This is a genomic window from Microbacterium sp. IEGM 1404, assembly GCF_030056775.1.
GTDB lineage: Bacteria > Actinomycetota > Actinomycetes > Actinomycetales > Microbacteriaceae > Microbacterium.
On record NZ_JASHKP010000004.1, the window covers coordinates 284,871 to 310,887 of the forward strand.

At 72.0% G+C, this 26,017-nt stretch carries 22 protein-coding genes; 9 read left to right on the forward strand and 13 right to left on the reverse strand.

What is annotated here, in order from left to right:
- The first annotated feature begins 42 nt into the window (after window positions 1-42).
- The 4 genes from QM517_RS15750 (at window position 43) to QM517_RS15765 (ending at window position 5,543) form a co-directional block, all read left to right on the forward strand.
- Window positions 43-1,668 (forward strand): AtzH-like domain-containing protein, encoded by a 1,626-nt coding sequence (locus tag QM517_RS15750; RefSeq protein ID WP_283288768.1) that lies wholly within the window; start codon window positions 43-45, stop codon window positions 1,666-1,668.
- A 145-nt stretch (window positions 1,669-1,813) separates the two neighbouring features.
- Entirely contained in the window at window positions 1,814-3,043 is a 1,230-nt protein-coding gene (locus tag QM517_RS15755) for a pyridoxal-phosphate-dependent aminotransferase family protein (protein WP_283288770.1), read from the forward strand.
- Window positions 3,040-4,317, forward strand: coding sequence for an allantoate amidohydrolase (locus QM517_RS15760; protein ID WP_077050913.1), 1,278 nt, complete (start codon window positions 3,040-3,042; stop codon window positions 4,315-4,317). Before QM517_RS15755 ends, QM517_RS15760 begins: the two co-directional genes overlap by 4 nt.
- A 371-nt stretch (window positions 4,318-4,688) precedes the next feature.
- Window positions 4,689-5,543 carry a PhzF family phenazine biosynthesis protein gene (locus QM517_RS15765; protein ID WP_283288772.1) on the forward strand — a complete coding sequence of 285 codons (855 nt, stop codon included), beginning with the start codon at window positions 4,689-4,691 and terminating at the stop codon, window positions 5,541-5,543.
- Between the two features lie 214 nt (window positions 5,544-5,757).
- Here the strand turns inward: QM517_RS15765 and QM517_RS15770 are convergent, their stop codons facing one another.
- The 3 genes from QM517_RS15770 to QM517_RS15780 are packed head-to-tail and all read right to left on the reverse strand — an operon-like array spanning window position 5,758 to window position 10,000.
- Window positions 5,758-8,505, reverse strand: a complete 2,748-nt coding sequence (locus QM517_RS15770; RefSeq protein WP_283288774.1) for a molybdopterin-dependent oxidoreductase — start codon at window positions 8,503-8,505, stop codon at window positions 5,758-5,760.
- Window positions 8,506-8,548: 43 nt separating this feature from the next.
- Window positions 8,549-9,382: an FAD binding domain-containing protein gene (locus QM517_RS15775; protein WP_283288777.1), complete on the reverse strand. Its 834-nt coding sequence runs from the start codon at window positions 9,380-9,382 to the stop codon at window positions 8,549-8,551.
- A 3-nt stretch (window positions 9,383-9,385) separates the two neighbouring features.
- Window positions 9,386-10,000 carry a pyridoxine/pyridoxamine 5'-phosphate oxidase gene (locus tag QM517_RS15780; RefSeq protein WP_077050909.1) on the reverse strand — a complete coding sequence of 205 codons (615 nt, stop codon included), beginning with the start codon at window positions 9,998-10,000 and terminating at the stop codon, window positions 9,386-9,388.
- Window positions 10,001-10,106: 106 nt separating this feature from the next.
- Here QM517_RS15780 and QM517_RS15785 point away from each other — a divergent pair, with 106 nt between their 5' ends.
- Complete coding sequence (locus tag QM517_RS15785) at window positions 10,107-11,129, forward strand: methylenetetrahydrofolate reductase C-terminal domain-containing protein (RefSeq protein WP_283288780.1); 1,023 nt, start codon at window positions 10,107-10,109, stop codon at window positions 11,127-11,129.
- 163 nt (window positions 11,130-11,292) lie between these two features.
- Here the strand turns inward: QM517_RS15785 and QM517_RS15790 are convergent, their stop codons facing one another.
- The 3 genes from QM517_RS15790 to QM517_RS15800 all read right to left on the reverse strand — a co-directional run bounded on the left by QM517_RS15790 (window position 11,293) and on the right by QM517_RS15800 (window position 13,634).
- Window positions 11,293-12,084, reverse strand: a complete 792-nt coding sequence (locus QM517_RS15790) for a GNAT family N-acetyltransferase (protein WP_283288782.1) — start codon at window positions 12,082-12,084, stop codon at window positions 11,293-11,295.
- Window positions 12,085-12,245: 161 nt separating this feature from the next.
- Window positions 12,246-12,950 carry an SDR family NAD(P)-dependent oxidoreductase gene (locus QM517_RS15795; protein ID WP_077050906.1) on the reverse strand — a complete coding sequence of 235 codons (705 nt, stop codon included), beginning with the start codon at window positions 12,948-12,950 and terminating at the stop codon, window positions 12,246-12,248.
- A gap of 183 nt (window positions 12,951-13,133) precedes the next feature.
- Window positions 13,134-13,634 (reverse strand): hypothetical protein, encoded by a 501-nt coding sequence (locus tag QM517_RS15800; protein WP_283288784.1) that lies wholly within the window; start codon window positions 13,632-13,634, stop codon window positions 13,134-13,136.
- A gap of 210 nt (window positions 13,635-13,844) precedes the next feature.
- On the opposite strand from QM517_RS15800, the gene QM517_RS15805 reads away from it, so the two are divergent.
- Both QM517_RS15805 and QM517_RS15810 read left to right on the forward strand, forming a co-directional pair.
- Entirely contained in the window at window positions 13,845-14,822 is a 978-nt protein-coding gene (locus QM517_RS15805) for an alpha/beta hydrolase (protein ID WP_283288786.1), read from the forward strand.
- Between the two features lie 156 nt (window positions 14,823-14,978).
- Entirely contained in the window at window positions 14,979-16,355 is a 1,377-nt protein-coding gene (locus QM517_RS15810; protein ID WP_283288789.1) for an amidohydrolase family protein, read from the forward strand.
- 168 nt (window positions 16,356-16,523) lie between these two features.
- On the opposite strand, the gene QM517_RS15815 is transcribed toward QM517_RS15810, so the two are convergent.
- The 6 genes from QM517_RS15815 to phnD are packed head-to-tail and all read right to left on the reverse strand — an operon-like array spanning window position 16,524 to window position 23,012.
- On the reverse strand, window positions 16,524-17,645 hold the full coding sequence (locus QM517_RS15815; protein ID WP_283288791.1) for an alcohol dehydrogenase catalytic domain-containing protein: 1,122 nt from the start codon (window positions 17,643-17,645) through the stop codon (window positions 16,524-16,526).
- Window positions 17,642-18,313 (reverse strand): HAD family hydrolase, encoded by a 672-nt coding sequence (locus QM517_RS15820; RefSeq protein ID WP_283288793.1) that lies wholly within the window; start codon window positions 18,311-18,313, stop codon window positions 17,642-17,644. Before QM517_RS15820 ends, QM517_RS15815 begins: the two co-directional genes overlap by 4 nt.
- Complete coding sequence (locus QM517_RS15825; protein ID WP_077050901.1) at window positions 18,310-19,401, reverse strand: TIGR03364 family FAD-dependent oxidoreductase; 1,092 nt, start codon at window positions 19,399-19,401, stop codon at window positions 18,310-18,312. Before QM517_RS15825 ends, QM517_RS15820 begins: the two co-directional genes overlap by 4 nt.
- Window positions 19,398-21,194, reverse strand: coding sequence for a PhnE/PtxC family ABC transporter permease (locus QM517_RS15830; RefSeq protein ID WP_283288795.1), 1,797 nt, complete (start codon window positions 21,192-21,194; stop codon window positions 19,398-19,400). The genes QM517_RS15825 and QM517_RS15830 overlap by 4 nt, the downstream gene beginning before the upstream one ends.
- Entirely contained in the window at window positions 21,191-22,054 is an 864-nt protein-coding gene (gene phnC / locus QM517_RS15835) for a phosphonate ABC transporter ATP-binding protein (protein ID WP_283288797.1), read from the reverse strand. The genes QM517_RS15830 and phnC overlap by 4 nt, the downstream gene beginning before the upstream one ends.
- Before the next feature lie 19 nt (window positions 22,055-22,073).
- On the reverse strand, window positions 22,074-23,012 hold the full coding sequence (phnD, locus tag QM517_RS15840) for a phosphate/phosphite/phosphonate ABC transporter substrate-binding protein (protein WP_283288800.1): 939 nt from the start codon (window positions 23,010-23,012) through the stop codon (window positions 22,074-22,076).
- A gap of 192 nt (window positions 23,013-23,204) precedes the next feature.
- Between phnD and QM517_RS15845 the strand changes: the two genes are divergently transcribed.
- Window positions 23,205-23,960, forward strand: a complete 756-nt coding sequence (locus QM517_RS15845) for a GntR family transcriptional regulator (RefSeq protein ID WP_077050898.1) — start codon at window positions 23,205-23,207, stop codon at window positions 23,958-23,960.
- Here the strand turns inward: QM517_RS15845 and QM517_RS15850 are convergent, their stop codons facing one another.
- Window positions 23,961-24,827, reverse strand: a complete 867-nt coding sequence (locus QM517_RS15850; RefSeq protein ID WP_283288804.1) for a transporter — start codon at window positions 24,825-24,827, stop codon at window positions 23,961-23,963.
- 315 nt (window positions 24,828-25,142) lie between these two features.
- Between QM517_RS15850 and QM517_RS15855 the strand changes: the two genes are divergently transcribed.
- Window positions 25,143-25,958, forward strand: a complete 816-nt coding sequence (locus QM517_RS15855; RefSeq protein WP_283288805.1) for a hypothetical protein — start codon at window positions 25,143-25,145, stop codon at window positions 25,956-25,958.
- Window positions 25,959-26,017: the final 59 nt, after the last annotated feature.

Consider the following 26,017-nt stretch of genomic DNA (forward strand, 5'->3'; position numbering starts at 1 on the left):
CGACGTGTCTTGGACACTCGATCGCGTCGGGAAGGAAGAGCGATGACGGATGCCACGATCCCGGGCGACCTGCGCGACGCGTTCGACGCGTACGAGCGGGCGATCGTCGCGAACGACCTCGACGCGCTCGACGCGTTCTTCGCCCCCGGCGACGACACGCTGCGCGGTGACACGGCGGGGCTCCTCGTCGGGCACGACGCGATCAGCGGGTTCCGGGCGCTCCGCGGCGGCGTCCCCCCGCGCGAGATCGCCGAGGTGCACTACCGTCCGCTCGCCCGCGGCGGGGAGGCCGTGGCATCCGGTGCTGATGCCGAAGAGAGCACCGACGGCGACGTCGCGCTGCTGATCTCGGTCTCGGCGTTCCGCGGCGGCGGGCGGGGGCTGCAGACGCAGGTGTGGCAGCGGATCGACGGGCGCTGGCTCATCACCGCGGCGCACGTGACCCCGCGGACGCCCGCTCTCGACCGGACGATCTGGCGCAGCGTCGGCGATCCGTTCCTGCAGGGCGCGTGGGAGGGTCCGCTCGAGGGCCTCACTGTCGCCGTCAAGGATCTGTTCGCGATCGCGGGGTTCCGCATCGGCGCGGGCAACCCCACGTTCCTCGAGGAGGCCCGCCCCGAGAAGGCGACCGCCCCGGCCGTCGCCGACCTGCTCCGTGCCGGAGCGTCACTCCGCGGCATCGCCCGCACCGATGAGTTCGCGTACTCGATCGCGGGTGACAACGTGCACTACGGAACTCCGCCGAACGGTGCCGTCGTCGGGGCCCTCCCCGGCGGTTCGTCGAGCGGACCGGCATCCGCCGTCGCCCTCGGGCATGCCGACATCGGTCTCGCGACTGACACGGCCGGGTCCATCCGCGTGCCCGCGTCGTACCAGGGCCTCTGGGGCCTCCGCACGACGCACGACCTCGTGCCGCGGCAGGGCATGCTGCCGCTCGCGCAGTCATTCGACACGATCGGCTGGCTCACCCGCGACGGCGAGACCCTCCACCGCGTCGCCGACTGGTGCCTGAGCTACGACGGCTCGGCCTCGACCGAGAACGTCTACGGCGCCTCCGGCGACGACCTCCCGTGGCGCTTCCTCGTGCCCGAGGAGATCCTCGACTGCGTCGAACCGGCGACCCGCGAAGCCTTCTCGCGGATGCTCGCCGCGCTCGCGGCATCCGACGATCCGCCTCCGTTCCGCGCCGTGCATTCCGGAGACCTGGATGCCACCTTCACCGCGTTCCGCACGGTCCAGGGTGCCGAGGCCTGGCGCAACGACGGCGAGTGGCTGCGCGCGCACCCCGGGGCGGTGGGTCCGGCGGTCGCCGAGCGCTTCCGCGCCGCGTCACAGATCACCGCCGCCGAGGAGGCCGCCGCGCGCGTCGACCTCGAGTCGATCGCCGCGCACCTGGCCGAGCTCGTCGACGGTGCCGTGCTGATCTTCCCGACCGTTCCCGGCCCCGCGCCGCTGCGCACGGCGGACGTGGATGCCGTCCGCGCGGCGACCCTCCGCATGACCGCCCCCGCGGCGGCCGCGGGGCTCCCCGCGATCTCGGTGCCGCTGCTGACAGTGGCCGGCGCCCCCGTCGGTGTGTGCCTCGTGTCGCGCGCCGGCACCGACATCGCGCTGGTCCGCCTCGCGCGGCGTCTGGCGGCACTGGTCGGGGCGGAGGCTGGCCGATGACCCGCGCCGTGTGTGCCGCGCTCCGGACAGAACGCCGCCCCGCGCGAATCCCCAGCCACCCACAGCCTCGAAGGGCCCGAATCTCCGGAGCCCGGCACGCCACCCCACGTATCCCCACGTCACACCCCCGCACCACGGAGCCAAGATGACCCACCTCCCCGGCCCGATCGACCCGCCCGCGCGCCTGCTGATGGGCCCCGGCCCGATCTCGGCGTACCCGAGCGTGCTGCGCGCGATGGGCGCCCCGCTCGTCGGCCAGTACGACCCGTTCATGACCGCCACCATGAACGAAACGCAGGAGCTGTATCGCCAGGTCTGGGGCACCGCCAACGACGCGACGCTGCTCATCGACGGCACCAGCCGCGCCGGCATCGAGGCGGCCATGGTGTCGCTCATCCGCCCCGGCGATCGCGTGCTCGTCCCGGTCTTCGGCCGCTTCGGGCACCTCCTCGCCGAGATCGCCGAGCGTGCGCTCGCCGAGGTGCACACGATCGAGGTGCCCTGGGGAGAGGTCTTCCCGGTCTCGACGATCCGCGAGGCGATCGAGCGGGTGAAGCCGCACCTCGTCGCGTGCGTGCAGGGTGACACGTCGACCACGATGCTGCAGCCGCTCGACGAGATCGGCGAGATCTGCCGCGCCCACGGCGCCCTCTTCTACACCGACGCCACGGCGTCGCTCGGCGGCAACCCGTTCGAGATGGATGCCTGGGGCCTGGATGCCGCGACGGCGGGCCTGCAGAAGTGCCTCGGCGGCCCCTCGGGATCGGCGCCGATCAGCCTGTCCGACCGTGCCGTCGAGGTCGTGCGGTCGCGCGCCCGGGTCGAGGCGGGGATCCGGGAGGAGGGGGATGCCGTGGCATCCGACTTCATCCGCTCGAACTACTTCGACCTGGCGATGATCCTGGACTACTGGGGTCCGCGGCGCCTGAACCACCACACCGAGGCGACCACGATGCTCTACGGCGCGCGCGAGTGCGCGCGCGTGCTGCTTCTCGAGGGACGGGATGCCGTGATCGCGCGGCACCAGCTGCACGGCGACGCGATGCTCGCCGGCGTCGAGGGCCTCGGGCTCACCGTCTTCGGCGACGTCGCGCACAAGATGACGAACGTCGTGGCGGTGGAGATCCCGGATGCCGTCGTCGGCGACGCCGTGCGCGCCGAGCTGCTGAACGACTTCGGGATCGAGATCGGCACGTCGTTCGGTCCGCTGCACGGCCGCGTCTGGCGCATCGGCACGATGGGCTACAACGCCCGGAAGGACGCCGTGCTCACCACGCTCGCCGCGCTCGAGACGGTGCTCCGGCGGCACGGTGCAGCGGTCGCCGCGGGCGGTGGCGTCGAGGCCGCGCAGGGCGTGTACGGGGCGGCCGGATGAAGACGCGACTCCAGGTCGCGCCCGAGCGCATCGCGTCGGCCGCGCGCCGCGTGATGGGGCGCTGCGAGGAGCTCGCCCGCGTCACCGCGACCCCCGGCAGCATCGAGCGCGTGTACCTGTCGCCCGAGCACGCGCGCGTGAACCGGCTCGCCGCCGAGTGGATGCGCGAGCTCGGCATGTCGACCCGCCAGGACGCCGCCGGCAATCAGGTCGGTCGCCTCGCCCCCGCCGGCGCCCGCGACGCCCCGGCCCTGTTGATGGGGTCGCACCTCGATACGGTGCCGGATGCCGGGCGCTTCGACGGCATCGTGGGTGTGCTGATGGCGCTCGAGGTGGTGCGGCTGGTGCGCCGCGTGGATGACGAGGGCATGGCATCCAGTCCGTTCCCGTTCGCGCTCGAGGTGATCGCGTTCTCGGACGAGGAGGGCACGCGCTTCGGCAAGGCGCTCCTCGGGTCGTCGGCCGTGGCCGGGCAGTGGGATCCGTCCTGGTGGGACCTGACGGATGCCGACGGCTCGACGCTGCGGCAGGCGTTCCGCGAGTTCGGCCTCGACCCGGGCCGCGTCGGCGAGGCCGCGCGCAAGCCCGAGGAGCTGGTCGGCTACCTGGAGGCGCACATCGAGCAGGGCCCTGAGCTCGACCGCGCGGGTCTGCCACTCGCGGCGGTGTCGTCGATCGCGTCGGCGCGGCGGTTCCAGCTCGTCGTCGAGGGCGAGGCCCGGCACGCCGGCGGAACGCCGTACGACATGCGCCGCGACGCGCTGCTCGGCGCGAGCGAGGCGGCGCTCGCGGTGGAGCGCATCTGCCGCGCCGAGCACCACATCGTCGGCACCGTCGGACAGCTCGAGGCGTTCCCGGGGGCGGTCAACGTCGTGCCTGGCGAGGCGGTGTTCTCGCTCGACCTGCGGGGCGAGTTCGACGAGACCCGCGACCACACGTGGTCCGAGATCTCCGCGGAATTGGATGCCATCATGGGCCGCCGCGGCCTCCGCTGGCGGTCGCGCGAGGTTCACTCCGCGCCCGCGGTGTTCTGCGAGCCGCTGCTGCAGGACGTGGTGCGGGCGGGAATCGGCGGTGAGGCCCCGACCTTGTTCAGTCGCGCCGGTCACGACGCGATGGCGATCGGGGCCATCACCGGGGTGGGGATGCTGTTCCTCCGCAACCCCGACGGGATCAGTCACCACCCCGACGAGGCCGTCTCCGGCGCCGACGTCTCGGCGGGGATCCGGGCACTCGCCGAGGCGGTGCTGGGGCTGGGGGCGGAGCGGGGTTAGTAGTCCCGCAGGTCAGAAGCCGCGGGTTCAGCCCAATCGGCTTCAGGGAACGTCGCGCAACGGTCGGCTCGCCGATGCCCTCGTGTCCACGGGGCTGTCGTCCACCGAGATCGCGCGACGGTCGGGCTTCCCGTCGGCCCGCGCTCTGTCGCACGCCCGCCGCGACCGCGACACCCGCGACTGACGGCCCGTCATCGCGACCTACGCGTCCGCTATTCGAGGTTGTGGCCGGTAACCAGGACTGGCGCGTCGGCTATTCCAGGTTGTGGCCCGTAACCACGACCAACGGCCGTCGCTCGGGCCCATCGACGCAGTCCACAGGCGCCGGGTTGGCCCGCGACGCCCCGCCCCGCGGCCGGAAGAATCGACGCATGACCGACGCGCCCGGCATCCTGCACCTGCTCGCCTTCGCCGCAGAACCGGGCGGTGGCAACCCCGCCGGAGTCGTCCTGGATGCCACGGCCCTCGACGAGGCCGACATGCTGCGGATCGCGGCTGACCTGGGGTATCCCGAGACGGCGTACGTCACGGCCCGCGACGGGGAGCGGCTGCGGGTCCGCTACTTCTCGCCCGAGGCCGAGGTGCCGTTCTGCGGGCACGCGACGATCGCGACGGCGGTCGCCCTCGCTGAAGCATCGGGGCCGGGGGAGTTCGTGTTCGAGACGTCCGCGGGCGACGTGCACGTCTCGACGCGCGACGAGGACGGCCGGATCGCGGCCGGATTCACGAGCGTCGAGCCGACGGTCCGCGACTTCACCGACCCCGCACCGTTGCTCGCGCTGCTCGGACTCGACACCGAAGACCTCGACCCGCGGATGCCGCTCGCCGAAGCCTTCGCGGGCAACTGGCATCCGGTGGTCGCCGTCCCCACGATCGAGCGGTTCGACGCCTTCGGATACGACCCGGCTGAGCTGCGGGTGCTGATGGATGAGCGCGGCTGGACGGGAACCGTCACGGTGGTGCACGTCGACGGCGAGGTTGCCGACGGCGCAGTGATCGAGGCGCGCAACCTGTTCCCGGTCGGAGACATCACCGAGGATCCGGCCACGGGTTCGGCGGCTGCCGCGCTCGGCGCCTACTTCCGCGACCGTGTCGGGATTCCCGCGCCGTTCCACGTCACGGTGCACCAGGGGCGGCACATCGGTCGGCCGAGCATCCTCGAGGTGGACGCGCCGCCGGTGGGTGGCATCCAGGTGTCCGGGACGGCCGTGCCGCTGGAGGGGTGACCTTCCGCGGGGGTATGTCCCGAGTCTGGTTGGCTGGACTCTACTCAGGCGGCGAAAAGTGGGAAATGCACCCCCATAAGTGGGACGAGGGGCCAGCGCCGCGTCGGCGATCCGAACCCATGCCCCACTTCTTGCTGTCTGAGGCCCCTCCAAACAGCAACAACTGGGACATGCGCCCCCATAAGTGGGACGAGGGGGGGGGAACAGCAACGCCTCACTCCCCGCCGGCGAGCCTCCACACGCGGTCGCGCGAGAACGGCAGCTCGTAACCGCGGCGGCCGAGGGCCCGCGAGACGGCGTTGCCGATCGCCGCGCCCACCGGGTTGTACGGCGATTCGCTCATCGACTTCGCGCCGAACGGACCCAGCGCATCGTCGGTCTCGGCGAAGTACACCTCGGTGTCGGGCACGTCGGCGAACTGCGGCACGCGATACGTGCGGAACACGGCGTTCTGCACCACCCCGTCCTCGAGCATCACCTCTTCGTACAGTGCGCCGCCGAGGGCCTGCGCGGCGCCGCCCTCGATCTGCCCGCGGCACTGCGCCGGGTTGATCACGACACCGGCGTCGGCCGTCTGGATCGACTGCAGCACTCTCACCGTCCCCGTCTCGGGGTCGACGGCCACCCGCACCGCGTGGACGTTGAACGCGAGCGAGCGGAAGTCGCCGAACTCCGCGCCGTCCGCGGTGAGTCCGTGCTCGTCGCGGAGCGTGGCGGGGGCGGCATCCACGATCCGTTCCCACGAGACGAGCTCGTCTCCGGCCAGAACCCCGGATGCCACGACCTCCGCCGACACCACGTCACCCCCGGTCAGCTGCGCGGCGATGTCGACCATCCGCCGACGCAGCACGGTGCACGCAGCATGGAGCGCCTTTCCGGCGACCGTCGTGCCGGCCGACGCGAAGGCGCCGGTGTCGTGGCGGACGGCGTCGGTGTCAGCGGCCCAGAGTTCCAGGCGGTCGTGCGGGACGTCGAGGACGGTCGCCGCGATCTGCCGGTGCACGGTCGAGGTGCCGTTGCCGAACTCGGCGGTGCCGACGCGCAGCAGGAACGTGCCGTCGGCGCGCAGGGTCGCGGTCGTGTGCGCGATGTGCCCGCGCGGCGCCATCGTCGCGATCATCGCGGCGGCCATTCCCTCGCCGACCGCCCAGCCCGCGGGAGCGTCGACGCCGTTGCCACGCCGCAGGGCGTCCTGCGCGAGATCGAGGCACTGGTCGAGGCCGTAACTCCCCCAGATCAGGTCTTCCTCGTACTTCTCGTCCTCATCGGGGTGGAGCGGGTCGCCCTCCTTCACTGCGTTGATCCGGCGCAGGTCGAACGGGTCGATGCCGAGCTCTTCGGCGAGGGCATCCATCGCGGATTCCACCGCGAACACGACCTGCCCGAGCCCGTAGCCGCGGAACGCCCCCGACGGCGGGTTGTTCGTGTAGACCGCTTCGGCGTCGATCCACTTCGTCGGCACACGGTACAGCGTCGTCGACTCGGCGCACGAGTGGAACAGCACGCCGATCGCGTGGTTGCCGTACGCGCCGGTGTCGCTGAGGACGTCGAGCTTCATCGCGGTCAGGCGCCCCTCGGCATCCGCCCCCAGCGTGGTGCGCACGCGCATCGGATGCCGGAGCGAAGCCCGCACGAACTGGTCGGTGCGCGAGTACTCGTACGCGACCGGGCGGCCGAGCTTCAGCACGGCCAGGGCCGTGAGGTCTTCCGTGAACAGCTCCTGCTTGCCCCCGAAGCCACCGCCGACGCGGGTCGCGAACACGCGGATGCGGTCGCGCTCAAGGCCGAAGATGTGCGCGAGCTCGTTGCGCGCGAGGAACGGCACCTGGGTCGACGAGCGGATGACGAGACGCCCGTCGTCGTCCAGCCACCCCACCGCGCCGTGCGTCTCGAGAGCCGCATGGGTGACCCGCGCCGACCGCCACTCGCCCGTGACGGTGACGTGGCTCGCCGCGAGGGCCGCGTCGATGTCGCCCCCGTGACCCGTGTGGAAGCCGGCGACGACGTTGCGCCCGGCATCCATCACCCGCTCGTCGGGCGTCCGGTCGGGGTGCAGCAGCGGAGCCCCGGGCCGTCGCGCGTCCTCGGGGGCGAAGACGGCGGGCAACACGTCGTACTCGACGCGGACCGCGCGGCAGCCGGCATCCGCCGCTTCCGCCGTCTCGGCGACGACCGCCGCGACACGCTGGCCGACGTGGCGGACGACGTCGTCGAGCATCCGCGTGTCGTCGGGGTCGTCGGTGCGGTGCTCGTGGCGGCCGGTCGAGTAGCGGATGTCGGGGACGTCGAGGTGGGTGAAGACCGCCACGACACCGGGTGTTGCGAGAGCCGCAGCCGTGTCGATCGAGGTGATCCGCGCGTGTGCGTGGGGTGAGGTGACGACCCGCAGCACGAGCGGCGGACCGCCCGGCACGGGCTCGTCGAAGGTGAAGGGCTCCTTGCCCTGCACGATGCGGCGGGCGGCGTCGGGGGCGACCGAGGTGCCGACGCGGCCGGCGTCCGTGGCCGCGCGTCCGGTCTCGCGCACGGGGCCGAGCACGGACTCGCGGATCGCCTCGCGGATCGGGCGGTACCCCGTGCACCGGCACAGGTTGCCCTTCATGCGGCGGTCGAGGTCGTCGAGGTCGGTTTCGCACAGCGTGGAGGCCGTGACGCTCATCCCCGGGGTGCAGAACCCGCACTGGAACCCGAACCCGGATGCCAGCGCCTCCTGCACCGGGTGCAACTCGTCGCCCGGAGCGAGCCCCGCGGCCGTCGTGATCGAACGCCCCTCGAGACGCATCGCCGGGACGATGCAGGAGTGCGTCGGCTCACCGTCGAGCAGCACCGAGCACGCGCCGCAGTCGCCCGCGTCGCATCCCTTCTTCACCTCGACATGCCCGGTCTCGCGCAGCAGCGTGCGCGCGCACTGACCGGGCCGCGGGTCGGCCTCGACGGCGGACCCGTTGACCTGGAACTTCACTCGGTGTCCTCCTGCTGGACCGTGCCGGCTCGGTGTCGCGTGCTCACGCGGCACCCTCGTGCGCCTCGCGCACGAACCCCGCGCGCAACCGCTCCGCGAGCACCACGCTCACCCCGCGCCGCCAGTCGGCGCTCCCGAGCGGATCGGTGTAGAAATCGGTGGCGGATGCCACGGCATCCCGCAGCTCGCCCGCACCGGGGACGCGCGCGAACCGCAGCACGCGCGGCCGCCGCACCGCGGCCGTGACGACGAACACCGACGATCCGTCCGGATCGACGCGGGCCGTGACCACCGCACCGGAGCGGCCGAGCTCGGCCAGCGCGATCTTCTGCAGGCCGACGCGCGAGGCGAGGGCCGCGAGGGGGACGTCGAGTGCGCGAACGACCTCGCCGCGCTCGAGCGAGGTCGCGGCGTTGTCGATGACGAGCTCGGCGACGGCGATCCGGCGCTCGCCGCCGTCGGGCGTCCAGATCAGGGCCGTGGCATCCAGGGTCGAGAGGAAGGCGATCATCGCGCCCGCCGCGAACGCCTGGCAGACGTTGCCGCCGACGGTGGCGGTGTTCCAGATCTTGAACGACGCGAGCAGCGCGTCGGCCGACGGCCGCGCGAGCGCGAGCGATGTCCACGCCGCGGGCGCCTCGCGCTCGACCCACGCCAGGAGCCGCGCGATCGTGCAGGTCGCCCCGATGCGCAGGCCCTCGTCGGTGACCTCGACGTCGGGCCAGCCGAGGGTGGTGAGATCGACGAACCCGGTGGTGTGCGGCTGCGGTTCGCTCATGATCCACGTTCCGCCGGCCATGACGACCTCGCCGGGGGCGAGCGCGAGATCCGCCCGGGTGCGAGCGGCGCGGTACGAGGTGACGGTGGTGATGTCCACGCGTCAGCCCGCCAGGATCTCGCCCGACCACGCTCCATCGGCGAGTCGGTAGTGCTGACGGGTGCTCTGCCCGGCGGGGTCGCCGCGCCAGAACGTCAGGGTCAGGGGACGCAACCGGAAACCCACCCAGCGCTGCGGCGGGTCGAGGATCGGGTGCGAGGAATCGAACTCGGCCCACACGCGCCGACGCTCGTCGGCGGGGAGCTGCGCGTTGTCGAGCGTGTTCATCCAAGCGAGCAGCTGCAGGTAGCGCGACCGCTGCGCGTACACGGCGGCGGCCTCGCGGGCGCTCACCCGCTCGACGATCCCCCGGACGACGAGCTGCCGACCCACCTCGGGCCACGCGACCGCCATCGCCGCGACGGGATTCGCCGCGATCTCGGTGACCTTGGCGCTGGCGGAGTCGGTGTGGAAGTAGAGGCCCGTGGCGTCCCGATCGCTCACGAGCACGTGGCGGAGCGAAGGCAGGCCGTCGCGTCCGATCGTCGACAGCGCGGCGAGGGGCCGCAGCTCGCTGTCGTGCGGCGGAAGCCACCGCACCATCAGCGCCAGCGGGTCGGCGACGAGGGCGTCGGCCTCGTCGATGTCGGAACCGAACGTGGTACCTGCCGTGATCATGGCCACCTCCGGGGTGCAGTGTCATCGCTGAGCGTAGGCATCGTGCGTTTCGGTGATGTTGCCGCCATGAACATTCGCTGAAACACAGGGTTCGTACACTCCGGGCATGACCCTGCTGCCCCTGCTGGACGCGTGCCCCAAGCGCATGGAATACGGCCCGTGCGGGGGCGTCGGCTTCGACGGATCGTGCGAGGTCGACGCGGAGCACACGTGCGCGTTCCTGCCGCGCCGGACGGTGCCGTGGACGGGCGTCGACCGCGTCTCGGCACCTGCCCCGGGCCCCCGCACCGCTGCCGCCGCGGAGACCCTCGCCTCGCTCGGCACGCGCCCGTGGGTCGTCGCCGACCTCCCCGCGCGGGCGCTGAGCGTGGCATCCATCGACTCGTGCGCCGCGGTGCTCGCCGGAGAAGTGGATGCCGTCCTCGCCGGCGACGCGGGAACCGCGCGGGTCCAGTTCCCCCCGGCCTACCGCGCCCACCTGCTGCAGCGCGCGGGGCTGGGGGTGTGGACGGGGCTGAACATGCGCGACCGCAACCGCGTGGCGATCGAGGGGGAGCTGGCGGCCCTGGCCGTCGAGGGGGTGGCCGGGGTGCACTGCGTCACCGGCGACCACACCCGCACGGGGCACCGGCCCGATGCCGCGCCCGTGTTCGACCTCGACTCGACCGAGGCCGCCGCCCTCGCCCGCGCCGCCGGACACGTCGTGTCGGTCGCGGCCTCCCCGGTCGCGCCGCCCGTGGAGCGTCGGGCCGCGCGGCTGCGCGAGAAGCTGCGCGCCGGCGCCGACGTCTGCTTCGTGAACCATGCCGGGGGAGCGGAACCGGTGCGGCGGTTCATCGACGCCGTGGCCGCCCCGGTGCGGTTCATCCCGTGCGTGCCGGTCGTCGTGGATCACGCCTCGGCCGACGTGCTGGAGTCGTTCACGACGCTCGCGGTGCCGGACGGGTTCCTCGCGCGCATCCGCGGCGCCGCCGACCCCCGCGCCGAGGGCATCGCGCTCGCGGTCGCGCTCGCCGAGGAGATGCTCGTGATCCCGGGCGTGGCCGGCGTGAACCTGTCGGGCGGCCGCGACGGCGGCGAGGAGTCGTTCGCCGAGGCCCAGGCGGAGATCGCGCGGCGGCTGCGCTGACGCCGGCCGGGGACACAACGAAGGAGAACAGCGGCCCGGGTGGGGTTGCGGCCCGGGGTGGTGGCATCCGGGGTGCAGATCTCCTGCGTTGTGTCCGCCGGGGGTGCGCGGATGCCGCGGAGGCGGCGGCTTCGCGGGAGTTGTGCGGTGTCGCGCCGACGGGTCAGGCCGGAGTGCGGACCGCGGCGAACCGGTTGACCCGGCGGTGCGCGAAGCCGAGGCGCTCGTACGCCGCGATCGCGCCGACATTCGTCGCGGCCGCGTGCATCATGGCGCGGTCGCCGCGTTGCTGGATGTGGAACGCGACGTCCAGCACGAGCCGCGAGGCGAGGCCCTGCCGCCGGTGCTCCTCGTCGACGGCGACGGCGCTGATCTCGGTCCACCCGGTCGGGTGGAGCCGCTCGCCGGCCATCGCGACCAGGCGTCCTCCGCGACGGATGCCGATGTACCGGCCCAGCTCGTACGTGCGGGGCCGGAAGGGTCCGGGCTGGTTCCGATCGACGATCGCCAACATCTCGGCCGCGTCGGCGGCGTCGAGCTCGACCGCCTCGTCGAACGGCCGCGGCTGTAGCGCCGGGGTCTCGACGAGCTGAACGCCCTCGCCCCCACCGAGGAACTCCCACCCGTCCGGGGTCTCCCCCTCGTAGCCCGACAGCCCGACCTCGGCGCCCGCGCCGACGAGGTCGCGCAGGGCGTCCCACACGTGCGGGTCGTCCCACGTCCGCACGGCCACGAACGGGGCCACGTCCTCCGGATACCGCCGTACCAGGTCGCCGCCGATCGCGAAGCGCGCGTGCGGCCCCGCGAGCGAGTGCCACGCGGCGTTGTCGAGCACCGCGGCGTTGTCGAGCACCGCGGCGTTGTCGAGCGGAGCGCCCGTTGAAGCGTCGACGCGGGCGGAGTCGTCGGCGGTCGAGGCGGTGGGAGAGAGATCGGCCGAGCTCATGGCATCCATTCCGGGTGGGGTACCCGGAATGCAACGCCGGACGGGGCGGGTCATTCCCGGTCCTCGGCGAGCCGAACTCCCGAGAAACTGCCGTGTCGGAGAGCCGTGGCCGTCGGATTCGGCTGGGCGACTCGATTTCTCAGGAGTTTCCGCCCGCCGCCCCCGCGTGCTCAGTGCATGATCATGCCGCCGGTGACGTTGATCGCCTGGCCGGTGAGGTAGCCCCCGGCGGGCGAGGCGAGGAAGTGCGTCACCCCGGCGACGTCCTCCGGGATGCCGAGGCGACCGAGCGGCGACTTCGCGCTCCACGCCGCGACGTCGGCCTCGGACCGGGTGTCGGCGCCCATGTCGGTGAGCACGTACCCCGGGCAGACGGCGTTGACGGTGACGCCGTGGCATCCCCATTCCTGCGCCCCGGCGCGCGTGAGCGCCACGACCGCCGCCTTCGACGCCGCGTAGTGCCCCTCGCCGCCGCCGCCGTGCTTGGCGGCCATGCTCGCGATGTTGACGATCGAGCCCTGCCGGGCCTCGAGCATCACGGGGGCGACCGCCTGCATCGTGACGAGAGTCGCGCGGGCGTTGATGTCGAGGACGCGATCCCAGTCGTCGACGGTGATGTCCAGGAGCGACGCGTGCTGGAAGATCCCGGCGCAGTTCACCAGGACGTCGACGCCGCCGAGCGCCTCGATCGCCTCGCCCACCGCGCGCCGCGTGTCGAGCGGGTCGAGAAGATCGACCGGGAAGAAGGATGCCGAGCATCCCGCGGGCGCGCGCCGGTCGAGCACCGCGACCTCCGCGCCGTCGGCCGTGAAGCGCTGGACGATCGCGGCGCCGATGCCGCCGGAACCCCCGGTCACGATGACGCGCTGCGACATGGTTCTCCTCACCCGGGCGTCGGGAGCGCCCGTCGGCGTCACCGTACGCCCGGGCGCGAACGGCCCCGCGACGCGGGTGTTTCGGTGGCGTAACGGGGCGCCGTGGCCCGTCCCGGCGGCCCCTGCTCGTGAGAAACGGCGTTCGCGTCCAGGAACGGCGGGTCGTCCCGTTCCTCGCCGGGATCAGCGTTTATCGGCGGGGGCCGCGAGCATCGCCCACACCTCGGTGACGTCGACCTCGAGCCGGGCATCGGTCCCGCGTGAGCGCCAGGCGTCGCGATCGAAGACGAACGCCCCCTCCACCGCGAGTACGTACAGCCGCTTCGTCGGCACGTCGAGCACGGTCGCCGGATCGTCGTCGCCGGCATCGCGGGGGAGTCGCGCGGCCAGCACCGCACGGATCGCCGGGGCCTCGGCATCCACCTCCCGCGCCGCGAACGCCAGCTGCACGCCGTCGGCGTCGGCGGGCGCGGCCGTGGAGTCGAAGACGACCCCGGATGCCACCCCCGACGCCGCGATCGCGCGCGCGTGCCGCGCCGAGACGTCGGACTCGACGTACAGGCCGCGCGGGAGGAGCCGGTACTGCGCCGCCGCAGTCCAGGGGCCGTCGGCGTCGGCGGTGCCGATCACGACGAAACGCTGGGTCGCGAGGATCGCGGCCGCGCGCTGCACGGGAGAGGTCATGCGGCCATGTTTCGGGATGCGGGAGACGGCGGTGTTTCCGCGCCGTAACGCTTGCCGCGGCGGGCCCGGTTCCGGCGCTCGAGGGTGTCTCGAGGGTGTTGAGTGTCCAAGACACGCGGACGTGGTCGCGTGGCATCCGCGTGTCTTGGACACTGAACTGGTCGCCGCCGCGCCGCCCGCCCGACCGCACCGCCCGACCCGAGGAGCACCGTGAGCGACAGCGTCCACCCCGCGATCACCGACCCCGACGTCCGCGCGCACCTCGCGCGTCTCGCGGCGCGGGCGGGCACGATCCCCTCGGGAGCAACGGATGCCGAGGGCGACGACGCCGCGCGGATCGCCGAGCTGCGTGCCAACCCGTCGTGGGTGCGGCTGCCCGACGACGACGTGGTCGAGTCGATCGACACCGCCGACGGCGACCTCGCCCTGCGGCTCTACCGGCCGAGGGCCGGGCACCGCGGGACGCTCGTGTTCGCCCACGGCGGCGGGTGGGTCGCGGGCGACCTCGACAACAACGACGCCCTGTGCCGCGCGCTCGCCGCGGCCACCGGCGCGCAGGTGCTGAGCGTCGACTACCGCCTCGCGCCCGAGCACCCTTTCCCCGCGGGTCTCGACGACCTCGACCGCGCGCTGCGCTTCGCCGCCGCGGGAGCCGGCGGTCTCGTCGATCCCGCGCTCCTCGGCGTCGCCGGGCACAGCGCGGGCGGCAACCTCGCCGCCGCTCTGGCGTTGCGCTCCCGCGAGGCTCGGGCCCCCGGCATCCGGATCCAGGTTCTACTGTGCCCCGTGCTCGACGCCCCCGATCCCGACCGGCCCAGCTACCGTGCGCACACCGAGAACCTGCCGCTGACCGCGAAGGGCATGCAGTGGTACTGGGGGCTGTACGTTCAGGATGCCGCGGGGGCGGGCGCCGCCGCGGGTGCCGCCGCCCCGGTGCCCGTCGAGGCCGCGCCGTTGCGCGCGCCGGACCTCGCCGGTTCGGCTCCGGCCGTGATCGTCGCGGCGGGCGTCGACCCGCTGTCGGACGAAGCCGAGGAGTACGCCCAGCGGTTGACGGCATCCGGGACCCCCGTCGAGTTCGTGCGACGGGAGGGGGTTCCGCACCTGTTCCTGGTGTTCCCGTCGACGCCCGCGCGCGACGCCGTGCTGGCGGCGGTGGCGCCGGCGGTGCGGGCGGCGTTCGCCTGACCTTCTCGAACCTCGTCCCACTTGTGGTCGGTCTGACCCCTTCACAGCGACCGTTTGTGGGACATGTTCTGCCGAGAGTGGGACGAGGGACGCCCGCAAACAGCCCGCCACCCTCTCGGAACACCGCGGAAACACGCGATTGTTACCGTCATCAACATGTCGCTTCTGGTCACGAACGCACGGCTCATCACGGTCCCCGCAGGCACCGACGACCCCGGCTACATCGAGCGCGGATACCTGCTCGTCCAGGACGGACGCATCGCCGCGATCGGCGCCGGCGACCCCGCCCCGGGGCTCACGGCCGACGAGATCCTCGACGTCGACGGCAAGTTCGTCGCCCCCGGGTTCGTCTCCTCCCACAGCCACCTCTTCACCAGCGGCTCCCGCGGGCTCGGCGTCGACCAGACGCTCTACGGCTGGTGCACGTCGATGTTCAGCGTGCTCAACAACGCCTCGCCCGACCAGATCTACTGGGCGACGCTGCACGGGTCGCTCGACTTCCTCGCCAACGGCGTGACGACCGCCTACAACTTCACCGACCCGCTGCTGCCATGGGAGCCGATGGTCGAGGGCAAGCGCGCCGACGGCGGCGGCATCCTGCGCGATCACGCGTGGCACACCCGACAGGCGGATGGATGCCACGACGCGGGGCTCCGCTTCGTCGACTCCATCGCCCTGGACGCGACCGTCGGCACCGACGACGAGATCTTTGCGCGGTTCGAGGCCTCCCTCGACCACGTCCTCGCGATGGACCCGGACATCGCGCTCGGCGCCTCGATCATGGGACAGGTGCAGTGGTCGACGCGGCCCGACGCCGCCGAGATCGAGGTCGCCGTCATGGACCGCTTCGGCGTCACCAACCAGGCGCACTTCCTCGAGACGTTCGAAGCGATCGAGCACCAGCAGACGAAGTTCCAGCTCTACAAGAACGCCGGTGCCCTGCGCCCCGGCATGATGTTCGGGCACTTCATCCAGACGACGCCCGAGATCATCGCGGATGCCGCCGCCGGCGGCGCCAGCATGTCGTGGCAGCCGGCATCCAACGGGCGTCTCGCGTCGGGCATCGCGCACGTGCCCGAGATGCTCGACCTCGGCATGAAGGTCGGCATGGGCCTGGACGACCAGGCGTGCACCGACGTCGCCGACCCGTGGCAGAACATGCGCATGGGCATGTTCATGCAGCGCGCCCGCACCCACGATCCGCTGTCGATGATGCCCGAGCGGGTCCTCCGCCTGCACACCCTCGGCGGGGCCGAGATCATGGGCGTCGACGACCGCGTCGGCAGTCTCGAGGTCGGGAAGTTCGCCGACTTCGTGGTCGTCGACCCGCGGCTTCCCGACGTCGGCCCGCTGTGGAACCCGGTGCGCAGCTACGTGCTCGCGTGCGGCCTGCGCAACCTGAAGCAGGTGTACGTCGGCGGGAAGCTCGTGAACGAGAACGGTGTCTCGACGAACCCGCTCGCCGCGGAGGCGACGCACGTGCTGCACACGGAGCTCCCGGCGCTGGCGGAGGAGTTCGGCGTCATCCTCTGACACGCGTCCACGCCGTCTCGCGTCCGAGACATCGGGCCGGCCCTCGCGGGGCGCTCGGGTGTCCCGGCACGCGACGCTCGGCGGCGGCAGGGGCCGCCCCAGCCCACGCCTCCGCGATGCCCGACCCGCCGAGCAGCCGGGGCGCGCATCGGCGCGGCCACGGTCTTCTCAGCGCGCGGAAGGGGAGACGCCCACCCGTACGTGGGCGCCGGTCGAGGCCACCCGGAGCGCGTCGTCGAGCTGCGACAGCGGGTAGGTCGCACCGACCAGTTCCGCGAGGGGGTGCTCGCGGCCGTCGCCGTGCAGCCACCGTGAGGAGGCGACGAGGTGGTCGGGGCCGTAGTTGTGGACGCCCCGCACCGTCAACAGGTTCCGCACCACGCGCTCGGCGTCCAGCGCCACCGGCGGGGCGGGGAAGACGCTGCCCACCAGTACGACGACGGCACCCACCCCGGCCACCGCCAGGGCGCTCGTCACCGCGGCGGGTGCGCCCGACGCCTCGACGACCACGGTGATCTCCGTCTGCGGCAGGATCTCGCGCGGGTCCTGCGCCGGGTCGATGGCCGCGTGAGCGCCGAAACGCACGGCGCGGTCTCGGCGGCGCGGATCGGGGTCGGACACGATGACGCGGGCCCCCCGGTCGCGGGCGATGGCGGTCGCGGTGAGGCCGATCAGGCCCGCCCCCGTGACCAGGACCGTCGCGCCGGCGAGTGGTGTCGCGCCCTCTGCGGCCGCGAGCGCCGCGAACGCGGTGGCCGTTCCGCACGCCAGCGGCGCGAGGACCTCGGCGGGGAGGTCCTCGTCCACGCGGACGATCGCCGTCCCCGTGCGCAGGTGCACGTGGGTGGCGAAGCCACCGCGCAGCTCCGCGCGGTCGACGACGCGCTCGTGCCCGTACTTCAGGATGGAGCGGCACTTCTGGGGCAGGCCGCGCTCGCAGCGGTCGCATCGGCTGCACGCCGCGAGGATCGACCAGACGACGCGGTCGCCGAGGTTCACCGGGCGGTCATCGACGGTCCGCACGGGGCCGTCGCCCAGGGCGACCACGCGGCCCACGTACTCATGACCGAGGACGAGCGGCGCGGGCGCAGCGCGATGGCCCTCGGCGGTGTGCACGTCCGACCCGCAGATCGTCGCGAGCTCGACGGCGACCAGCGCCTCGCCGGGGGTGAGTACGACCCGCGGCACCGCGAGGGTCTCGTGGGCGTGCCCGGGGCCGAGGAAGACGCGCGCCTGCGCGGCTGGCACGAGGTCGACGACCCGCTCGTGAGGGATGGGGAGCACGCTCACCGCCCGACCCTGGCCAGCACGGCGGGCAGGTCGGCGACGGAGCCGATGACCTCCCCGGCCCCCGCCGCCAGGAGATCATCGCGCGTCGACGCTCCGGTCAGCACCCCGACCACGAGGCCCGCGCCCGCGGCGGTACCGCTCCGCGCGTCGGAGGGGGTGTCGCCCACCACGGCGACGGCGTCCACTCCCGAGGCGCGGGTTCGGATGAGGGCGGTGAGGTTCAGGTCGGGGGCGGGGCGGCCGCGCCCCACCTCGGCGGGCGTGAGGACGAGGTCGGGCAGGTCGCTCCAGCCGAGTGCGGCGAGGATGCCGACGGCGGTCTTCTTCGAAAAACCCGTGGTCAGGACGACGTGGCGGCCTTCCGCCTGCAGAGCGCGGATGACGTCTTCCGCCCCCGGAACGGCGGCGGCGCGGCCCTCCTCGACGAGGGCGTCGTAGGCCTCTTCGAAGGCGCGGTTCAGCGCCTGGGCCGCCGGCTCCGACACCAGGTGGCGGAACACCTCGATCTTGGACTGGCCCATCGTCTGCTGCACCCAGAGGACGGCGGCATCCCGATCACCGGTCTCGCCCCGTGCGTCCCACGCGCGAGTGAAGGCCTCGACGACGATGCCGCCGTCCTCCACGGTGGTCCCGGCCATGTCCATGACGATGGTTTCGATGCGGGTCATGAGAGTGCTCCTTGCAGGTCGTCGAGGACGGAGGCGGCGAGTCCGAGACCCGTCGTCATGCCGATGCCGGTGGTGACGGCGACGATGTGGACGCCGTCGGTGGGGGAGGTGCGGAGGAAGTCCTGCGGCGCGCTGGCGTAGACGCCCTGCCAGCGTTGGCGGACGGTCAGGTCGCGGCCGAAGAGCGTCCGGCTCAGGCCCCGAAGCGTGTCGAACGCGCCCTCGTCCTGGAAGGGGGTGACGGTGCTGCCGCGGTAATGCGTGTCACCGACCACCAGGGTCCCGTCCGGGCGCTCGGTGTACATCTCGTTGATGTCGCGTTCGAGCATCTCCGGCTGTTCTCGTGCCAGGCGTGCCCGTAGGGCGCCCGCCGAGGGGGCGTGGGAGAACGCGCTGTACCGCAGCAGCGACGATCCGGTGAGCACCGGAACGTCCAGGCTCACGCCGTCGGTCAGGAGCATGTCGAGCCCGCACCGCTGGACGCCGTACCGCTCCGCGACCTCCGGGTAGAGCTGATCGATGTCGTAGTTCACTGCGATCACGATGTTCTCGGCGCGGATCTCGCCCCGCGACGTGTGGAGGATGCCGGATTCCGCCCCCCACGCCGCGGTGCGCCAGCGGAACTCCACCCCGCATTCGGCGAGGTGACGGGCGATCGCGGGACCCGCCTCGCGCGGGTCGACCTGGAGGTCGTCGTCGACGTGCGCTGCGCCGACCGCACCGACGACGGGCGCCCGACGCCCCGTCTCGTCGGAGCTGAGCATGCGGCCCGCGCCCGACTCCTCGACGACGGCGAGCTCCTCGGCGGTCCGCGCGACCACGAGGGTGCCGTGGCGGCGGATCCAGAACCCCGCACGTTCCGCGAGGTCGAGCCAGATCCCGTGCGAGCGCCGAGCATACTCCCCGGCCTGCCCGGAGTGGACGTGCGTGCCGATGTGGCCGAAGTTGCGCACGGTGGAGCCCACGATGGCATCCATCCGATCCACCACGACGACGCGGAGGCCTCGTCGGTGCGCGGCCCACGCGTGTCCGAGGCCGACGATGCCCGCGCCGACGACGGCGAGATCGAATTCGGGGGGACGGGTCATTTCAGGGCCTTCCGGATGCCGATGGCGATCGCCTCGATGACGATCACGAGCACGGTGATGAGGATGATGAACATCGACGCCTGCGCGTAGTTCGATACGCGCAGTGAGTCGTACAGGTAGAGACCGATGCCGCCGCCGCCGACGATGCCGAGCAGCGTCGCGGCGCGCACGTTCTGCTCCAGCAGGTACAGCAGATGCCCGACCATCGCCGGAAGCGACAGGGGCAGGGACGACGAGAAGTACACCTGGGCGCGCGTGGCTCCGACCGCGAAGAGCGCGCGCTCCGGCCCGTGCGCGACCTCCTCCAACGAGTCGGCGATGAGCTTGCCGAGCAGGCCCACTCCGCCGATCGCGAGGGCGAGCGTGCCCGCCTGGGCCCCCAGGCCCGTGATGATGACGAAGAAGATCGCGAGGATCAGTTCGGGGATGCCGCGCACGATCAGCAGGAGGCCGCGGAAGGTGCCACGCACGAGGCGGTTCGGGGCGACATTCGATGCCGCGAGCGAACCGACGATGAGCGACAGCACGGCCGACATCAGTGTGGCGGCGAAAGCGACCTGGAAGGTGACGAGCACGGCACCCCACACCTGCTCGGCGGTGTAGATGCCGAACGTGGGCGGCCACAGGTTGTCTTTCGCGAGCAGGGTGGGCAGGTTTCCCCAGAAGGTGAGCAGATCGCCCCGGGGGGCCTGAGCGGCGACGAAACTCGCGGCGAGGACGGCGACGGTCAGCCACACGGCCACGCGGGAGGCGATCCGCTCGCCCGTCCACGGCTGCTTCATGGCTGCCTGGATCGCCCAGGTGCGGTCCACGCTGCCCTCGGGGGGTCGGACGGCGGATGCGACGGCCGCCGATCGTCGCGAAGCGGCACGCACCAGCCGATCGCCGACGCCACCGCCCACGGGCGAGACGCCGAGGAGCCGGGACCGCACGACGGAGGAGACGACTTCGAACACGATGCACAGCACGACGATGGTGATGGCGATCGGGATGGCGCGGCGGTAGTTCAGCGCGTGGATCGAGTTCGCGAGCTCCAGGCCGAGGCCGGCGACGCCGACGTAGCCGAGGATGACGGTCTCGCGCAGGTTGATGTCGGCGCGGTGCAGGCCGATCGCGACCCAGGCCGGGAACGCCTGCGGGACGATGGCCGACCAGAACTGCTGTGCGCCGGTTCCGCCGGTGGAGCGGATCGCGCGACGCGGTCCTTCGTCGACCTGCTCGATGGCATCCGCCATCATCTTCGAGATCATCCCGATGGAGTGCAGGAAGAAGGCCAGGATGCCGGGCAGCGGGCCCAGCGCGAAGAGGAAGACGAAGATGCTGGCGAAGGCGACCGCGGGGATCGCCCGCGAGACGATGCCGATCCCGCGGCAGATCACCATGACGACAGCGTTGGGGGTGGTGGTGCGGGCGGCGCCGTAGGCGATCGGGATGGACACGAGGAAGGCGAGGAACGTTCCGCAGATGACGATGCCGAGGGTCATCACGATCGATGACGCGAACTCGCCGACGGGTTCCCAGCCCTCCCACATCAGCGCGTCGCTCGCGCGGTCCCATCGCCAGCCCGGCCAGGCGAACGGCACCGTGCGGGCGAAGAACTGGGGGAGGTTGCCCAGGCTGCCGACGATCGCCGGTATCGAGAAGCCGAGGCCCGAGAGGGAGGCGATCCCCAGGCCGAGGAGGCTCACGAGCGTCAGGATCGAGGCGACCGTCGCGCTCCGCAGGCGAGGGCGGGCGACCGCCGCGATGCGGGCGTGGAGGTCATCCGTCGCGCGGCGTTCGAGAAGGGTCATCGCGAGTCTCCTGAGGAGGCCGGCGTCTGCTCGTCGCGGAGAGCGGAGCGCACGTCGGCGAGTTCCCGCTCGATCACGTGCAGTTCGGTCGTCGTGGTGGCGACACGACCGTAGATCTCCATGACCTCGTCGCGACCGATGCCGGCGGTGCGGGTGTCGAGGACGACGCGGCCGGCGCGCAGCCCCACGATGCGGTCGGCCCAGTCCAGGGCGAGATCGACCTGGTGGAGGCTGCAGACGACGGTCAATCCTCGTTCGGCGGCGATTTCGCGAATGAGGGCCATGACCTGCGATCTCGACTCGGGATCCAGCGACGCGACGGGCTCGTCGGCGAGAAGGATCTCGGGGTCCTGCATGAGGGCGCGGGCGATGGCGACGCGCTGCTGCTGTCCGCCCGACAGCGTGTCGGCGCGCTGATAGGCGCGCTCGAGCAATCCGACGCGGTCCAAGTGACCGAGGGCGCTCAGGCGGAGGGCTTTGGAGTACGACCACAGGCCCAGGCGTGGCCCGCGCACCGTCGACAGCGCCCCGGTCAGAACGTTCTCGAGCACGCTCAGCGGCCCGACGATGTCGAACTGCTGGAAGATGAATCCGATGCGCCCCCGCAGGTGGCGGAGCGCGGCTCCGCGAAGCCCGGCGACGTCCTGGCCGAGGGCCCGGACGCTCCCCGATGTCGGTGTCTCGAGTCCGTCGATGTGTCGGAGCAGCGTGGACTTCCCCGAGCCGGAAAGACCCAGGAGAACGACGATCTCGCCACGCGGGACCGTCAACGACACCCCCGACAGAGCGGGATCGGTGGCGCCGGCGTACGTCTTGCCGAGGTCGGTGATCTCGACGACGGGGGTGTCGTTGACCGTCATGGTGCGATGTCTCCGCGACTCACTGGCAGGATTCGACGGTCGGCAGTTCCGCGCAGAGGTCGCGGATCTGGTCGTAGTAGGAGTCGTCGACGGGCTTCGTGCCCGCGAACCATTCCTTCGCTGCCTTCGCGTCGCTGACCTTCACCCCGGCGGCGATCATGTCGTCCATCGTGGTTTCGCTCAGCTTGGCGACGAGGATGTCCTTGATCTCCTGAGGCAGCTGGTCGGCGTAGACGAGCGGGGCCCCCGGGACCAGCTGGCGGGCGACCTCGACGACGGAGCCGTCGGCGATCTTCGGGTCTGCGACCGCGTACTCGGCGAAGCCCGCGACGCATTCCGTGCCCGCGGCGACCTTCTCGGCCGACGCGTCGTGCTTCCCCGCGAAGACCGGCGTCAGGTCCTTCGAGGGGTCGACGCCCGCCTCCAGCAGCGCCTTGCTCGGGAAGAGATACCCCGAGGTCGACGTCTCGGACACGAAGCAGACGTTCTTGCCCGCGAAGTCGGCGAGGTCGGCGACGCCGGCCGACGGGTTGGCGATGGCGACGGAGTAGTAGCCGGGCTCCTTCAGGTCGCCGGTCAGCTGACCGGCGAACGGCGTGATCTGGGCGCCGTTCTTCCAGGCGTTGTAGTACGTGAAGCCGGAGAACGCCGCGACGTCGATCTTGCCGGCGATCGATGCCTCGATGAGTGCGGTGTAGTCAGCGGCCTCGAAGTAGTCGACCTGCTTGCCGGTGATGATCGACAGGTACTGACCGAGGGGTTCCCAGTTGTTCTGGGTGGACTCGGTGTCGGGGACGACTCCGAAGATGAGGGTGTCGGATTTGCCGGAGGCGTAGACGCCCTCGGCCGTGGCCGTCTGGCCGGGGGTGTCCGCGGCGCCGGATGCGCACGCGGTGAGCGAGAGGGCGGCGAGACCGAGGGTCGCGCCGACGGCGAGGAGGCGACGAGAGATGCGCATGGCAGTGCCTTTCGGGCGGATGCGGGGTGATCGGGTTCGACTGTCACGGCGTCGTTCTCGCCGCGGCGAACCCGACTCTGCCAGGCTCACCGCCCAGGTGTATACCTACGTTGGCCCTGTTTCACAGTTGTTCACCTATGTGCCGCGGGCTTCTTACTGGGAGTCCTCGTCAAGCGTCGGTAGTCTCGCGGGGTGAGCGACCCCGTGTACAAGCAGATCGCCGACGATCTGCGCCGGCGTATCGACCGCGGCGATCTGGCTCCCGGTGACGAGATCCCCACCGAGGCGGAGCTGGCCACGCGCTGGCAGACCTCCCGAGGTCCGATCCGCAACGCCCTCGGCGCATTGCGCAACGAGGGTCTGATCGAGACCACCAGGGGCCGTCCCGCTCGGGTCGTCGAGAAGAAGGCGGGACAGCGCGTCGATCTCGTCGTCCCGTTCACGCGGTGGGCGCGTGACATCGGAGCGGTGCCCGGGGCGCGGACCGTCGAAGTCGCGCTGCGACGTGCCGACGCGGCGCAAGCGAGGGCGCTCGCGGTCGACCCGGGCACCCCGGTCGTCGATGTGCTGCGGTTGCGACTGCTGGATGACCGACCGACGATGCTCGAGCGTCTGACCTATCTCGAACCGGTGGGGCGGATGCTCTTCGACACCGATCTGGATGCCGTGTCCATCACCGAGTACCTCGAGGGGCGCGGCGTCACATCGTCATCGGTGCAGCACGAGATCGACGCGGTGGCCGCCGACGACACCGACGCCGAATTGCTGCAGGTGGTGCCGGGGCATCCCCTCTTGCGCTTGCGTCGCGTCGCCCGGGATTCCGCGGGGGCTCCCTTCGAGGCTTCGGATGACCGCTATCTGAGCGACATCGTGCGCTTCACCGTGTGGGCCAGTGGACGCTCCGCGACGGGGGACCACTACGTCCGCGCGCTGGGCGCCAGCACCTGATCACGAGGCGATGAGCGCGATGCCGCCGACGACCACGACCGAGACCCCGAGGCGCAGGGCCGGGCTGCTCTCGCGCAGCACCACCACCCCGTAGAGCGACACGATGACCACGCTCACTTCGCGGAGGGGTGCGACGAGCGCGAGCGGAGCGATGGCGACGGCCGTGAGCACGAGGATGTACGCGAGCGGCGAGAGGATTCCGAAGGCGACGAGGGTGCGCCATTGCTCGCGGACGACGGGGACGACCGAGGGCAGGCGCCGTCCGAGGATCGCCGTGAAGAGGAGCGTCTCCAGGAAGGTGCATCCCACCATGAACGCCACGGGGCTGATTCCCCAGGTGCGCACCGCGGCGGTGTCCCAGAGTGTGTAGGCGGCGATCGCCACCCCTGTCAGCACGCCGAACACGAGGGCGGGATCGACCCGCTTGCCGGTGGTCCCACGGCCGCGCCTGCCGATGAGTCCGGCGCCGACGACGCCCGCGATGATCAGGGCGATGCCCACGAGGGAGAGTGGCGACGGGCGCTCGCCGAGCACGGCGATGGCCACGACGACGCTCAGCAGGGGCCCCACTCCCCGGGCCGTCGCGTACACGGTGGACAGGTCACCGGAGGTGTACCCGCGCTGCAGAACGAGCATGTAGCCGACGTGGATCAGGGCCGATACGCCGATGCCGGCGAGGAAGCCGCCGACGTCGGTCGTACCGATACCCCCGGTCACCGGGACCGCCGCGGCCCAGATGGCCGTGCTGCAGAGCGACCCCGCCCAGAGGAACGGCACGCCCGATCGGCTGGACCCGTGGGCGATGACATTCCACGCGGCGTGGGTGATCGCGGCGGCGAAGACGAGGACGAAAGCGAAAGAGGACACGGGACCCATCTGCGTGTCGCGGGCGCGACAAGCGGGTCCTCCAGGCTTTTGTCCGTTCAGATGACGTCGATCCGCGGTCGGGTCGACGTGGCGCCGCTCGGACCAGGCGAGTCGGAACTCCGGAACCCTAGACGCTGTCCCGGCAGACGTTACACCCTGCGAGTGGCGGGTCCCCCCGCGACGTCGAGGTGATGGATGTCGAGACGGGAGGTGTCGGGACGCACGGGAGGGACCGGTCCCGTAACGTCGAGCGCAGAGGCTCGTCACGACGTCGTGAGGACGTGCTCTCGGACACGGACGCACGAAAGGGCCATCATGACCGCACCCGACCCCGCGATCTCACCACCGGCATCTTCCGATGAGCGCTTCGCCGCGGTCACATCCGGACTGATCGCGGGAGTGAGGTCGCGCGACGACCTGGCGGGTCTCGTCCTCCTGGGCTCCGCCTCCGACGCGGGCGCACATCGTCGTGACGAATGGTCGGACCACGACTTCTTCGTCATCGCGCAGACAGGGCGAGGCGACGCGGCACGCGCGGACCTCACCTGGCTCCCCGACCCGCACCGCATGGTCCTCCTCGCGCGAGAAGGGGGCATCGGGTTCGTGGCGATGTACGACGACGGGCACGTCCTCGAATTCGCGCTCGCCGAGCCACCGGAACTCGCCGGGGCCGTCGCGGGTGACGCCAGCGTCGTGGTCGACTCCGACCAGGTCACCGCTCAGATCGTCGCCGCCGGTCAGCGGGAAGCGGTCGCGCGTGACGCGTTCGACCCGATCAACGAGACGAATCTCGTCCTGGTCAAGATCCTGCTGGGCATGGGACGGGTCCGGCGCGGGGAGATCCTGAACGGCGGCCAGTTCATCCGTCTCCACGCTGTCAACCACCTCGTACGCGCCATCCGAGCCCGGTACCCCGGAGCCGCACCGGAGTCGCGCGACCGTATCGACCCGACACGGAGATTCGAGCACGATTACCCACGGTGGGCCACCGAGATCAGCGGTGCCCTCGACAAGCCGGTAGAGGAAGCGGCGCACGCCCTGTTCGTCCTCGCCTGCGACATCCTCCGACCCGGCTGGGAGGACTTCCCCGACCGCGCCGCCCGCGCGGTCGGGCGCCGTCTCGGGTGGTGACGTTCCGGCGCGCCTCGATTCGCATTCTGAAGCAGCGTGTCCGGGATACTCGACCCGGC